General features: G+C 39.3%; 13 protein-coding genes. 8 read left to right on the forward strand and 5 right to left on the reverse strand.

Annotated features, from left to right (window positions below; translation table 11 throughout):
- Positions 1–65: 65 nt before the first annotated feature.
- Together lpxD and QVH07_RS03355 are read right to left on the reverse strand one after the other, a co-directional pair.
- Positions 66–1088 carry a UDP-3-O-(3-hydroxymyristoyl)glucosamine N-acyltransferase gene (gene lpxD, locus QVH07_RS03350; protein ID WP_289998728.1) on the reverse strand — a complete coding sequence of 341 codons (1023 nt, stop codon included), beginning with the start codon at positions 1086–1088 and terminating at the stop codon, positions 66–68.
- Between the two features lie 17 nt (positions 1089–1105).
- Positions 1106–2329, reverse strand: a complete 1224-nt coding sequence (locus QVH07_RS03355; RefSeq protein ID WP_289998729.1) for an HD domain-containing protein — start codon at positions 2327–2329, stop codon at positions 1106–1108.
- Between the two features lie 60 nt (positions 2330–2389).
- On the opposite strand from QVH07_RS03355, the gene porX reads away from it, so the two are divergent.
- The 3 genes from porX to QVH07_RS03370 are packed head-to-tail and all read left to right on the forward strand — an operon-like array spanning position 2390 to position 5587.
- On the forward strand, positions 2390–3946 hold the full coding sequence (gene porX, locus QVH07_RS03360) for a T9SS response regulator signal transducer PorX (RefSeq protein WP_289998730.1): 1557 nt from the start codon (positions 2390–2392) through the stop codon (positions 3944–3946).
- Entirely contained in the window at positions 3946–4383 is a 438-nt protein-coding gene (gene tsaE, locus QVH07_RS03365; protein ID WP_289998731.1) for a tRNA (adenosine(37)-N6)-threonylcarbamoyltransferase complex ATPase subunit type 1 TsaE, read from the forward strand. The genes porX and tsaE overlap by 1 nt, the downstream gene beginning before the upstream one ends.
- 28 nt (positions 4384–4411) lie before the next feature.
- Positions 4412–5587 (forward strand): alanine dehydrogenase, encoded by a 1176-nt coding sequence (locus tag QVH07_RS03370; protein WP_435367055.1) that lies wholly within the window; start codon positions 4412–4414, stop codon positions 5585–5587.
- Here QVH07_RS03370 and QVH07_RS03375 read toward each other — a convergent pair.
- Positions 5584–6057 carry a response regulator gene (locus QVH07_RS03375; RefSeq protein WP_289998733.1) on the reverse strand — a complete coding sequence of 158 codons (474 nt, stop codon included), beginning with the start codon at positions 6055–6057 and terminating at the stop codon, positions 5584–5586. The genes QVH07_RS03370 and QVH07_RS03375 overlap by 4 nt on opposite strands.
- A gap of 200 nt (positions 6058–6257) precedes the next feature.
- On the opposite strand from QVH07_RS03375, the gene QVH07_RS03380 reads away from it, so the two are divergent.
- Genes QVH07_RS03380 through QVH07_RS03400 form a run of 5 tightly spaced genes read left to right on the forward strand, consistent with a single transcriptional unit; the run spans position 6258 to position 13027 of the window.
- Positions 6258–8525: an Rv1355c family protein gene (locus tag QVH07_RS03380; RefSeq protein ID WP_289998734.1), complete on the forward strand. Its 2268-nt coding sequence runs from the start codon at positions 6258–6260 to the stop codon at positions 8523–8525.
- A 5-nt stretch (positions 8526–8530) separates the two neighbouring features.
- Complete coding sequence (locus QVH07_RS03385; protein ID WP_289998735.1) at positions 8531–9235, forward strand: hypothetical protein; 705 nt, start codon at positions 8531–8533, stop codon at positions 9233–9235.
- The gene (locus QVH07_RS03390; RefSeq protein ID WP_289998736.1) at positions 9236–11350 is read left to right on the forward strand and encodes a sensor histidine kinase; all 2115 of its coding nucleotides are present in this window, start codon (positions 9236–9238) and stop codon (positions 11348–11350) included.
- Entirely contained in the window at positions 11340–12437 is a 1098-nt protein-coding gene (locus QVH07_RS03395) for a hybrid sensor histidine kinase/response regulator (protein ID WP_289998737.1), read from the forward strand. Before QVH07_RS03390 ends, QVH07_RS03395 begins: the two co-directional genes overlap by 11 nt.
- A 50-nt stretch (positions 12438–12487) precedes the next feature.
- Complete coding sequence (locus tag QVH07_RS03400; RefSeq protein WP_289998738.1) at positions 12488–13027, forward strand: inorganic diphosphatase; 540 nt, start codon at positions 12488–12490, stop codon at positions 13025–13027.
- 16 nt (positions 13028–13043) lie between these two features.
- Here the strand turns inward: QVH07_RS03400 and QVH07_RS03405 are convergent, their stop codons facing one another.
- Both QVH07_RS03405 and QVH07_RS03410 read right to left on the reverse strand, forming a co-directional pair.
- Positions 13044–13502: a hypothetical protein gene (locus QVH07_RS03405; protein WP_289998739.1), complete on the reverse strand. Its 459-nt coding sequence runs from the start codon at positions 13500–13502 to the stop codon at positions 13044–13046.
- Positions 13489–14094 (reverse strand): acyl carrier protein phosphodiesterase, encoded by a 606-nt coding sequence (locus tag QVH07_RS03410; RefSeq protein WP_289998740.1) that lies wholly within the window; start codon positions 14092–14094, stop codon positions 13489–13491. Before QVH07_RS03410 ends, QVH07_RS03405 begins: the two co-directional genes overlap by 14 nt.
- Positions 14095–14102 lie beyond the last annotated feature (8 nt).

The following is a 14102-nucleotide window of genomic DNA, read 5'->3' on the forward strand; positions in this document are numbered from 1 at the left end:
TGTGGAGACTTTTCTTCTTTCCGAGAAGGATTCCGACAAGTTTTACTTCTGAAATGACCGCAAATTTACGACTTTTTTTCAAGTTCTTTGATTCGTGAATCCATGGCGTCTAGCTTTTTAAAAAGAGCATATGATTTAAGGTAAGCCTTAATCTCCATTCCCATATATCCCAAGAAAGTTTGTCCTGGCTTTGAAATGGATTTGGTAATACCTGTATTGGCACCAACTGTAGTTTGGTCCGCGATAGTTAAGTGTCCTACAATACCTGCCTTACCTGCAAGGATGCAGTTTTTTCCGAGTTTGCTGGAACCAGAAATACCAGCTTGTGCAGCAACTACAGTGTTCTCCCCGATTTCCACATTATGGGCTACCTGAACCAAATTGTCGATTTTCGTACCTGATTTTATTATGGTGGAACCCATGGTGGCACAGTCTATTGTTGAATTTGCACCAATACTTACATTATCCTCTAAAATAACATTACCTATCTGGGGGATATCTTTATAAGTACCATCGGCAAGCGGTGCAAAACCAAAACCGTCTGAACCTATGATTGCTCCGGGATGAATATGACAACGATTCCCAATTACTGAATCACTCATGATTCTAGCTCCGGAATAAATGATACAGTTATCACCAATTGTTACATTATCACCAATGTAGGCCTGTGGATGAATCTTTACATTATTTCCAATCTTGCAGTTTTTCCCGATATAAGAAAAAGCACCACGATAGTTTCGATTGCCGATTTTAGAGCTTTCATGCATAAATGAAGGTTCTTCCACTCCTGAAACCTCACTTTTTTTGAATGAGTCGTAGGCTTCCAAAAGCTGAGTAAATGCTGCATATGCATCTTTGACACGGATAAGATTGGTAGAGTGCTTTTTAGAAGGTTCAAATCCTTCATTGATGATTACGGCGGTAGCCTGGGTTTCGTACAGATGAGAGCTGTATTTTTCATTTGCTAAAAAGCTAATTCCACCTTCCTGGCCTTCTTGGATTTTATCCAGTCGGCTGACTTTTAATGTTGCGTCTCCCTCTACCTTACCACCTAGCATTTCCGCAATCTGTCCTAATGAAAACTCCATAAATTTTTGAAATTAAATTAGTTAAGTGATCTAGCATAGCATACGTAGCTCTTTTCTACGTTTTTGCTCATTATTTGAATATTCGGTAAATCTGCTGCATCAGCCAAATCGATGACATTGCCGCTTTTGGTCAAAATATAAATCCGATCCTCCGGCAGATAGCCATAATTACTCACTTTACCCCATGAAAAGAAATAGCTCAAGTCCGTTTCACTTATTCCCAGATTCTCTATAACCTCTTTCTTTAGTTGGTTTATTTCCTCATCAGAAAAAGGCGTATTTGTTAATTTCACCTTGAATAGTCTTCTCTCCAAAAACATCCTGGAAATGGATCTTAGTATATAATCTTCATGATTCTTCCATTGTTTCACCCCGCCCCAAATATCGAAATCGTCTAACTCAAAGAACTTCTCAAGTAAGTCAGTATTCGACTCTAATTCCGGTATTCCCAATTGGTTCTTGAGAAGAAAATCGAAGTTAGGACTAATTCTGAGATCGGAACCTTCATTGACTAGACGCTTTGCTCTGCGAATTAATTGGATTAGCATTTTTTCTGCACTTACTGTGGTTTTGTGCAAATAAACCTGCCAATACATCAGTCTTCTAGCCGAAAGAAAATTCTCTATGGAATAAATTCCCTTCTCCTCGATTACAACCTGATCATTTTTCACAGCCATCATTTTAATGATTCTATCCGCTCCAATAGTACCCTCTGACACCCCAGTGAAAAAGCAGTCACGTTGGAGATAATCTAATCTATCAATATCTAACTGACTGGAAACAAGTTGATTGAAAAATTTTCTATCATATTGATTTTTAAAAATTTTCAATGCTAAATCCAATTTTCCATCAAATTGGTCATTCAAATATTCCATGGCTAGTATGGACAGCTTTTCGTGGGGAACTTCATAAAGAAGGCTAAATTCCAAAGCATGGGAGAACGGACCGTGACCAATATCGTGTAATAGGATTGCAATCAAAGTGGCTTCGTACTCCTCATCAGAGATTTCAGTGCCCTTGTTGCGAAGTTGATCCAAGGTGATGCTCATAAGGTGCATGGCTCCGATCGCATGATGAAATCGTGTGTGAAGAGCACCTGGATAGACAAAATCGGTGAGCCCAAGCTGTTTGATCCTTCTAAGTCTTTGGAAAAATGGGTGATCAATGATAGCAAAAATCAGCTCACTGGGTATAGTAATAAATCCGTAAACAGGATCATTTAAAATTTTATGGCTTTTCAACGAGGCCGTATTTGATTACATTCAAAAGTAACTATAATTTCAAAAGAAACAGAAAGCCACATGTCTCAAACCTATCACATACTCTGGGCAGACGATGAAATCGATTTGCTAAAACCTCATATACTTTTTCTAGAACAAAAAGGCTATGAAATAACCACAACAAACTCCGGGGTGGATGCAATCGAGGAGGTAGAAAAAAGAAATTTTGATGTGGTTTTTTTGGATGAAATGATGCCAGGAATGACCGGTTTGGAGACCCTCCAGCAAATCAAACAGATCAAACCCCAGATTCCTGTGGTCATGATTACCAAAAGTGAGGAAGAACAAATAATGGATGATGCCATAGGTGGGAAGATAGCGGACTATTTGATTAAGCCTATCAATCCTAGCCAGATCCTTCTTTCAATTAAAAAAATTCTCCAAAACCGTCAGCTTATCGATGAGAAGACCACCATGAATTACCAGCAGGACTTTATGAATATCAGTATGTCCTTCGGTGATGCGGAAGATCATGAAGATTGGGCGAATATTTATAAAAAGCTGAACTACTGGGAGATACAGATTGATTCTACAGAGAATAAAAATATGCAGGAAGTGCTGGAGACTCAGAAGGTGGAAGCGAATAGTGCTTTTGCCAGATTTATTAAGGAGGAGTATCTCAGCTGGATGAAGGAATCCAATCCCGATAGGCCGCTTCTCTCTCACCAGGTGTTAAAGGAAAAAGTTTTCCCGAAAGTGAAAGAGGGTAAACCTCTATTTCTTGTGGTGATTGATAATCTTCGTTTGGATCAATGGGAGGACATAGAAGGCTTATTGATGCCCTATTTTAATATAGACGAGAAAGAAACCTATTATAGTATTTTACCAACTACCACGGCTTATGCTAGGAATGCACTTTTTAGTGGTATGATGCCTATGGATATGGCAAGATTTCATCCAGATCTGTGGGAAAATGAGGACTCTGAAGAAGGAAAAAACAATCATGAAGAAGAATGGCTCAAAATTAATATGGAGAAAAACCGGGTCAAGGGCAGGGCTTCATATCACAAGATAATCCAGGCCCATCAGGGCAAAGCTGTTTTAGATAATTTTCATAACCTTCTGCAAAATGATCTGAATGTATTGGTTTACAATTTCGTGGATATGATGTCACATGCCAGAACGGACATGAAGATGATCCGGGAATTGGCACCAGATGAGTCAGCTTATCGTTCCTTGACAAAGAGCTGGTTTGAACACTCGTCTCTTATCGAACTTTTCAAAAGAATTCAGTATGCAGGGGCTGAAGTGATTGTGACCACTGATCATGGAACTAAGAGGGTGAATCGTCCATACAGAATAATTGGGGATAAAAAAGTCACCACAAATCTTCGCTACAAGCAAGGCAAAAATCTCAATTTCGAAGAAGGCAAGGTCTTTGAAATCAAACATCCAGAGGAAGCCAGATTGCCAAAAATGAATGTTTCATCGGCTTTCGTTTTTGCTGTTGAAGATTATTTCTTTGCATACCCCAATAATTACAATTATTATGTCAACTTCTACAAGGATACCTTTCAGCATGGAGGTGTCTCCTTGGAAGAAATGATCATCCCACTTGTTCACCTTGGACCCAAATAATGAATTTTGACTCCGGTTTTTCTTTTGAATTGTCCCAAATTCACAACCTTGCAAGCGGTTTAATTGAGAATGCCTTTGAGGAAAAAATCTGGATTTTTGAGGGTGAAATGGGGGCAGGAAAAACTACTCTTATTAAGGCACTCGCACAAAAATTAGGGGTTAACAGTCCTGTTAGCAGCCCAACGTTCGGTATAGTAAATGAATATGATTCTGAATCAGGTGAAATCATCTATCATTTTGATTTTTATCGTATTGTAGATCCGGCAGAAGCTTTGGATATCGGAATAGAAGAGTATTTTTATAGTGGAAACCGATGCTGGGTAGAATGGGCTGGAAAAGTAGCTGAATTTCTACCCGATAAATTTCTAAAAATCACCTTGGAGATGGAAGGAGCCACATCCCGCAAAATTACCGTAGAAAGAATTAATGATGAGTAGAAAAGTAGATATTGTCGAATCCACGGAGATGCTCACCAAAGAATCACCCGCTGTAGTTAAGAAGGGTAAAAAAAGTATCACTATTGGAATTCCGAAGGAGAAATCGAATTCGGAAAAGCGTGTGGTGTTGACACCAGAATCTATCGGCATTTTAAGTAATAACGGCTTAACTGTTCTTGTGGAGGCCGGTGCAGGTCTGGCAGCAAAATTTTCAGATCAAGACTTTTCTGATGCTGGTGCTCGAATAGTTTATAATTCAAAGGAGGCATTTGAAGCTCAGGTTGTTTTAAAAATTGATCCTCCTTCGGTGGAGGAAATAGGTCAGATGTCCATGGGGAGCTGTCTCATCTCTTCTCTGCAACTTTCGAAACAGACTTCTGAATTCATTAATAGGCTCAATGATAAGAAGATCACCGCTTTGGCCTTTGAATTTTTGGAGGACAAAGTTGGAGGAATGCCTGTAGTCAGGGCAATGTCGGAGATAGCAGGAAGTACAGTGATGCTGATAGCAGCAGAATATCTTTCCAGCGTAAATGATGGTAAGGGCCTGATACTCGGTGGTGTAACCGGGGTTCCTCCCACTCAAGTAGTCATCATTGGGGCAGGGACGGTTGCAGAGTATGCTGCTAGAACAGCTCTTGGACTGGGGGCTAATATCAAAATATTTGACAATCATATTTACAAGCTTAGAAGAATTAGGCAGCTACTCGGGCAGCAGGTCCACACATCCACCATTGATAATTTTAACCTAACGAATGCTCTGGCTGAAGCTGATGTGGTGATTGGAGCCCTGAGGGCCGAAAAAGGGAGAAATAAAATTGTGGTTACGGAAGAAATGGTAGCCAATATGATACATGGTAGCATCATAATAGATGTAGGAATAGATCAGGGAGGATGTATTGAAACCGCAGTACCCACCACCCACGAAAACCCAACGTACCTGCATCATGGGATAATTCACTATGCAGTTCCTAACATAGCTTCCAGAGTGGCTCACACCGGGTCTTATTCCTTAAGCAATATTTTCACTCCCATTATTTTACAAATGGCCGAGCTCGGTGGAGCCGAAGAGATGATCTTTAATTACAAGTGGTTCCTCAGAGGAGTGTACGCTTACAGAGGCAGTCTAACGAATGCACATTTGGCAAGGAAGTTTGGAATTCAGCATAAAGAGTTACAACTACTTTTGGCTGCCAGGTACTAAGACAAAAGGTTTTGTCGAAGAAGAAACTCCAGCTGCTCATTGGATTTGATCAGGGCTGAGGTAAGTCGTTCGTTTTCACGTCTAAGGGAATAAACCTCGAAAGCGTTTTTGATAACCGTTCTTAAATAATCTTCTTCCCAGGGTTTGGTCAAATAATGATAAACCTGTCCCTTGTTAATCGCGTCTATAACTGCCTGAATATCAGTGTATCCTGTTAGGAGAATTCGAATGGGATTAGGATAATCAGGTATAATTGATTCTAGAAATTCCACACCTGTCTCCTCTGGCATACGTTGATCAGTGATGATTATATCAATCTCATTCTCACTGAGGACATCCTTGGCCTCCTTGGCACTTATAGCTAGGAGAATTTTGTAATCTCTTCTGAAAGTCGCTTTGAAGGCTTGAAGATTATTTTCTTCATCATCGACGTAGAGTATTCTAATTTTTTCTGTTTTGGAATCGCTCATTAAGTTTTAATACAGGGCCGTTCAAAAAGTTACTTTAATTTAAAAGTATCTTTTTTTTTTTGAAAAATGCAAAAAGCAATGATTGGTATCAAAAAATCCCTGAAGAAGAGCTGCATTTAGACCTAAATCCAAGCCTTTTTTAGTTGTTATTAGTTGAAAGTTTTATATTTACCCTTGCATAGTATCACCCTTTCTAATGCATGCCCATTACCCAGAAATTTGATCTTAAAGATCGAATGCTTCCTTTTATAATAGCTGCGAGTGATCCGAAAGTCCCAATAAGGATGGACGAATGGAAGTCTATACCCTATCTTGAAGTTGTGGACAGTCTGGATCATCAGGTTGGAGAATTGATAAAAGCGCTTACTCCGCAAAGGATTTTTAAAGAAGAAGAACTTGAACAGGAGATACAATCCTTTTTTCAAAATACTGATCGAGACTCCTATGGCAATTGGGTTTACTACCCTTGGAAAAATATTGTGACTCGTCTGCTCCCTGAGGAGGATTTCATCAGGGTGAGGACTCAGAGGAATAACTATAAAATAACCCACGAAGAACAAGCGATACTAAGGGAAAAGAAGGTCGGAATAATAGGACTTTCTGTGGGGCAGAGTATCGCCTTGGTGATGGCTCTGGAGCGAAGCTGTGGCGAAATGCGACTTGCAGATTTTGACCATCTGGAACTGAGTAATCTTAACAGGATAAAAGCAGGAGTGCCTGATTTGGGCAGAGCAAAAACGGTAATTGCTGCACGGGAAATTTCAGAAATCGATCCTTACCTCAAATTGACTATTTATGAAGATGGGATCACGGAGGATAATATTGATTCTTTCCTAACCGCAGATGGTCAGTTAGATCTTTTGGTTGACGAATGCGATAGCCTCGATGTAAAAATTCTGGCTAGAGAACGTGCCAAGCATTTTGGAATACCTGTGATGATGGAGACTTCAGACAGGGGAATGGTGGATGTAGAGCGCTTCGATGTGGAACCTGAGAGAGAAATTTTACATGGCTATTTAGAGGGTGTTTCAAGGAAAGAATTAAGTGGTCTGACTAACCCCCAAAAAGTAGGGGTGGGATTAAAAATCACAGGAGTCGAGACACTCTCTCCCAGAATGAAAGCCTCGCTTTTGGAAATTGGAGAGACTATTTCGACCTGGCCTCAGTTGGCTTCAGCTGTATTTTTGGGAGGAGCGACCATTGCTCATATCGGAAGAAGAGTTCTTTTAAACGAATCAGTAAAATCTGGTCGGTTTTATGTGGATTTGGATGAAATTATAGCCTTGCATGAAAATTCCGATTTGGAGATTGATAGCAGCGATTCGCCAAAGTCAGCAGATCCCAGGCATAATCTTCCCAGAAATGTTTTGCCTTCATCCTATTTTCTAACGGAACAAGAACTTTATGACCTGCTGGAAAAGGCAAATACAGCCCCATCGGGTGGAAATGTTCAGCCTTGGATTTGGGTTTTTGATTCAAAGGGAGTGCTTCACCTCTTTCATGATAAGGTTCGTAGCCATTCCATGCTTGATTTTAACGGTTCCGGGTCCTTGATTGCATTTGGAGCTGCCCTTGAAAACTTGAGATTGGCTTCCGCCAAAGCTGGTATTGAGCTAGAAATAATCCAGCAGATCAAGGAATTTGATGAGGATTTAATTGCCAGCGTTCGATTCATAGGAAAGCAAAAACTTCCGATTAAGACACCTTATGAAGAATTGGTAGATGCCATAGAACTCAGAAATACCAATAGAAAAAATACCAAGAAACAATTTCTTCCGAAGGATGTCCTCAAAGTCTATTCAGAAATGGCAGAAGAGGAGGGACTTTTTCTTGATTTTAAAGAACAGGAAGAAGACCTGAATAAACTATCCAAAGTGATAGGTGAAATGGACCGCTTAAGACTTTTTCATGAACAAGGGTTAAAAGATTTTGTCCACGAAGTTCGCTGGTCAGAAAAAGAAGCTAAAGAAACTTTGGATGGTATAGATATAGCTACACTTGAGCTTTCGGCTGCGGAGAGAGCTGCCATGGGTTTGTTAAAAGACCCGAGGACGATTCGATTTTTTAAGAAGTTTTTAATGGGTTATGGTCTTACCAAAATTTCTCATCAGACCTTAATGACGTCTTCTGCGCTCTTTTTACTCCGAGGATTAAAATACGACCCAGATACCTTCCTTAAGGCCGGGAGAGTTTTACAGAGAATTTGGCTTAAGGCAAATCTTGACGGGTACAGTTTTCAGCCGGTGACTGCCTGCCTATTTATTTTCCACAGAGTGGAAAAAATTAAAGATCATGGATTTACTGAAACCGAAGCAGAAAGCATAAAAGACTTAAAAAAATCCCTTAATTCAATATTTGATTCTGAAAATGAAAAGAATGAATTGTTCATGTTCAGAGTCAATGATGCCGGTCAGCCTAGTATTCGAGCTTACCGAAGAAAGGTCACAGATAGTTTAATTGTTCTGTAAAAATTATGTTTTCATTTAAAGCATTTCGAGCCGTGGATGAACCTGAACTTTGCAAAAAGTTCATAGAAGGGCATGCAAATGTTTTAAAGGATTATGGGGTCACCAAAGTTACTTCCTCAAATAACGACTGGATGTTCAACCCTTTTGTTTTTGTGATCACCGTAACAGAGAAAAGCTCGAATAAGGTAGTGAGTGGTTTGCGAATCCATATTTCTCATGAAGACTATTTACTACCTCTCGAAGGTGCCATTAGCCAGGTAGACTCTGGAATACATGATTTAATAGCTGAGTACAGAAAGGACGGTACGGGAGAGATTGGGGGGCTTTGGAATAGTCGTGCTATCTCAGGATATGGAATTGGAGCGATTTTTTTGTCAAGGGCATCCTTAGTAATTTCCGCCCAACTTAATGTGAAAACACTTTTCGCGCTTTGTGCCGAGTATACTCTAAAGCCTACTATGCAAAAAGGCTTTGAAATAGAAGAGAAAATTGGAAATAAAGGAACCTTCTTCTACCCTAAACTGGATCTTGTTGCTACGCTTGCTGTGCTTAAGGATGTAGAAAATTTACCAAAGGCTCTTGAAGTGGAGAGGGAGTTTATCTTGGATTTACGTCAAAATTTGCAAATCAATAGGCTCGAAGAAACTCCAAAAGGAAAAATTAATTTTGAATACGATCTGAAGATCGAAAACCCTAATTGGAAAGAATAAATGCACTTGGCTCTACTTCTTTTTTTCAGCTTTGTCCAACTATTTTCAGTTAATCAAATTACGGACAGTCAACAGAGGCTGGATAGTTATCAATATCTCATTCTAGATGAAGAGGAAAAAATTAACATAAAAGATGCTATTCAGAGAGATGATTTTGTTTCCCTCACAAATGAATCCATGAATTTTGGAATCAATAATGACATCGTCTGGATTAGGTACGACGTGGTAAATAACACCAATGAAGAAGAAAAATATCTTTATATCAACAATGCTTCCCTGGATAGTCTCCAGCTTTTTGTGGTTTCGGAGGGAGAAGTACTGGGAACTTACAGAGGTGGGAGATTAGAAGATTTTGATGCAAGGCCTATTCCATCTAAGTCGATAATTTTCGAAATAAATATTCCCCAAAATAAAGAGGTATCCCTTTTCCTAGAGGTAAAAAGTGTAAACAAGAAAATAATCACTTCCACCATTTCTAATCTGGAATACGTCGAGTCCATTATTAATCGGGAAAACATCCTTTTTGGGATATTTACTGGAATCATAGCCGGGCTGCTTTTTTATAACCTTTTCCTTTATTTCTCTGTCCAGGATAAAATTTACCTGATTTATGTGATCCATACGGTCTTGGTGTGGTTTGCCCAAAGCTCCATATTAGGCTATACACAAGAATTAATCTGGCAGGATTCTGTTTGGCTAAGTTTAAAAGCAGGGGTTATATTTTCTTCGTTGGTGAGCATAGTAGGAATTTGGTTCCTGAGGGTGTTCCTTTCCACAAAGAAATTCGTTCCAAAGCTAGACACTGGGTTTTGGTTCATCTATTTGGTTTATGGTTTCATCCTTGTAAATGCTTTTTTCTTTTCCATAACTATTAGCTATCAGACTCTTCTGGTTACACAGGCCATTGTCGTTTTCTTCGTTCTGTTCGTAGCAGTGATGGTTCTGAAGGCTGGTTACAGACCTGCACGTTTTTATTTGCTGGCCTGGTCAGTCTTTATGATTGGGATCTTTCTCTTTGTCTTTAGTGAAATGGGAGTTCTCCCAACTAATGATCTCACGGCTTACATTATGCCCTTTGGCTCTGCTTTAGAAGTAGTACTTCTATCTTTTGCACTGGCTGACAAGATTAATATCCTGAAAAAGGAAAAAGACAAGGAACAATCAGAGAGGTTAAAAGTCCTCGCTGAAAACGAGAAGCTCATCATGGAACAAAACACCATGTTGGAAGAAAAAGTACAGCTCAGGACAGAAGAACTAGAACATGCTTTGAGAAATCTTCAGGACACTCAGAGTCAGCTTGTCAATCAGGAAAAAATGGCTTCTTTGGGTCAACTTACCGCAGGAATTGCCCATGAAATTAATAACCCCATCAACTTTGTAAGCTCCAATATTTCCCCTTTGAAAAGGGATATCGCTGACATTTTAGAGATAATCGAATTCTACCGCGAAAATGGTAAAAAGCACTTTGATGAAGATGCCATAAAAGAAGCCCAACAATTAGAGGAAGATCTGGAGCTAGACTATGTTTTAGATGAGGTAGACCAGTTACTCAAAGGGATGGAAGATGGTGCCAAACGTACGGTTGATATCGTCAAAGGACTTCGATTATTCTCTAGGGTGGATGAGCAAGACGTCAAGAAAGTGGATTTACATGACGGAATAAATAGTACTATCATCCTTTTAAATAGCTCTATGCCGAGCAAAATCAGAGTAGTTCGGGAGTTTGGAGAATTACCACTTGTGGAGTGCCTGGCCGGTAAGATTAATCAGGTATTTATGAATATCATCAATAATGCCATTCATGCTCTTTCTGACCATATTGATGAGATTCAGGACCCCAAAATTACTTTGAGATCTCATGCCAATCTTGAAACAGTGACCATAGAAATCGAAGATAATGGGCCTGGAATGCCAGAATCTGTGAAAGATAAGGTGTTTGAACCCTTCTTCACAACTAAGGCTGTGGGCAAGGGCACAGGTCTAGGTCTTTCTATTGTTTATTCAATCATTGAAAATCACCATGGAACTTTAGAAGTAAATTCCGAACTTGGAGTGGGAACTACTTTTTCAATAACTCTTCCTATCAATCAAAATAGTCGCAAGAATGAGGAGTAATATTAATGTACTTTACATTGACGACGAGGATAATAACCTCAAGTCATTTAGGGCAACCTTAAGGAGAGAATTCAATGTTTTTACCGCTCTGGATGGTTTGGAAGGGCTCAAAATAGCTGGAGAAAAGGAGATTCACGTGGTCATCGCCGATCAAAGAATGCCGGGTATGACCGGCACAGAATTTTTTGAGAAGATGGTCAAAATTAACCCTGACCCAATTCGAATCCTACTCACTGGTTATTCAGATATAAGCAGTGTAATCGACGCTATTAATAAGGGTGAAGTCTATAGATTTATCGATAAACCCTGGAATATCGAACAAATCAAGAATTCTATAAAAAACGCAGCGGATCTATTCTTCATGAGAAAAGAGCTCAAGGAAAAGAGCGAAAAGCTTGAGAAGCTCCACTCAGAGATGAATAAGTTTGTTTACAGTTTATCCCATGAGCTTCGAGGCCCGCTGATGAGTATTTCTGGTGTTGCGAAGCTGGCAAAGATGGAACTTGATAATCCTAAGACTCTAGAATATTTCGATATGATAGAGAGTTCAACAGGTAAGCTCGACGACTATATTTTCAAAATGCTGGATTTTTATCGGTCAACCAAAATTGATCATAAAGTGAGTTCGATCAACTTCAATGAGATCATGGCCCAGCAAATGAAGGCTTACCGCGAGAAATTTGACCTTGAGGGTTTTGAGATTTCAGTTCATATTAATCAGGAACATGATTTTTTTTCAGACGACTCCAAAATCAGAGTTATTTTAAATAATCTCTTCAGTAACTCAGTGCAGTTTCAGGCAAAGGACCGGGAGGTAAAAATCATCAAAATAGACATTGAAACAAGTGATGAAGGTGCATCCATTTTGATCGAGGACAATGGAATCGGAATTGATGATAAATATATTCAGGACGTTTTTAATCTTTTCACCAGAGCAGCACAGCATAATGTAGGTACTGGATTAGGTTTATATATGGTCCGTGAGGCTGTGGTTCAGCTCGGAGGACAGATAAATATTGATTCCAAACTTGGCGATAGTACCAAAGTAAGTGTTACTCTACCCAGTATGAAACCTGAGAATTCCTGATTCCTTTGTAACTTAAAAAAAGACTAATCACTTTTTATAATTGAAATATTATGATAAATCCATGGCATGATGTAAACATTGGTAAAGACGCTCCTGAAACTGTAATGGGGGTTGTGGAAATACCAAAAGGGAGTAAAGGTAAATATGAACTTCATAAGAAATCCGGGATGCTCATGCTGGATAGGGTACTCTTTTCTGCAGTTCACTATCCTGCAAATTATGGTTTCATACCGCAGACTTATTGTGAGGATCATGATCCTTTGGATATTCTGATTATTTCTCAAATTGATATTCCATCCATGACTCTGGTTGAAGCCAAAGTGATAGGTGTAATGCGTATGGTTGATGGAGGTGAAGCAGATGACAAAATTATAGCGGTAGCGGCTGGTGATCAATCCGTAAACTATGTCAATGACATTGATGAGCTTCCACCACACTTGATGAAAGAGGTTCATCGGTTTTTCGAGGACTATAAAAAACTTGAAAATAAAGAGGTGAAGGTCGAAGACTTTTTGGGAAAGGAAGATGCCCTCGGAATTATTCAGGAAAGCATCAAATTATACGATAAGCATTTTCGAAACCAACGATAGATAAAGGCCTGAGAAATCAGGCTTTTTTATTTTTCACCTTTTTTCTGGCAGCTTTCTTTTTTAGGTATTCCACAAAGCCATTATAGGATTCATGTTCATGGTTTGAAATCGAAATGGATTGCTGATCTGAAAAAGCAACCGTCACCTGTCGGAATTCCTTTTTATTGGCTGTGATTGTCTCTTCCTCCCACGCCAGAATATCTTTAACATGATAGACTTTCTTATAGCCTCTTAATGGAAGTCTCACTTCAATTTTGTCTTTACCGGCAGAAATAAACCGAAATCCAGCCAGCATTTTCACTAATAGCATAAGAAGAACCACGGTAATGATGGTGCAGGCAACCAGATAAAACCAAAGTCCAAAACTCCCCTTGTAAGCAAAATCTCTAAGGATGAAGACCAATCCTGCGATCAAAAAAACAACAACAAGACTTAATGAGAAGTAGGTGGATATTTTCGGTTTAATGACAACCATATTCTAATTCAATTTCTTTTAGTTTTCGCTTTGCAAAGCTGATCAAATCTTCAAAAAAGGCCAGAAAAATAACTTCAAATTCAGCTTCAAATTCCAGTAAATATAAATGCGCCTGTTCCATCTTAGAATCAAAACGGGTGCGCTTAGAAAGTCCGGTTAAGGAGCTTTGCATGCCTTCAATTTTTGCGTATTGCAAAAGCCAATTTTGCTTGCTCATGTAATGAAACATTCCCATGAATCGCTCAGGCAATAGCTCTCGATACTTATGCATAGTCCGATAAGTTCGATCGATGAATTTTTCGAGTGGCTCGGCAGAATACTTTGACCAATTATTCGCTAAGTAATAATCGAAGAATATATCCGTGATTACAGTGGAGTACCTGCCAAAATGTGGCTTTAGATAGCTTTGCCCCGCTTTTACTAAGGGATGAGAATCTGTATACGCATCTATTCTTCGGTGCAAAAAAACACCCACCTGAATCCCTTCTGGATATGAATCAAGGCTATTTCCCTTTACAAAATCGCCTATGAAATTCCCTACGAGAACTTGTTCTTGGTCAAAAGAAAGAAAGGCGTGTGCTAGGTAATTCATTTTACGAT

Source organism: Algoriphagus sediminis, assembly GCF_030403435.1.
Lineage (GTDB): Bacteria > Bacteroidota > Bacteroidia > Cytophagales > Cyclobacteriaceae > Algoriphagus > Algoriphagus sediminis.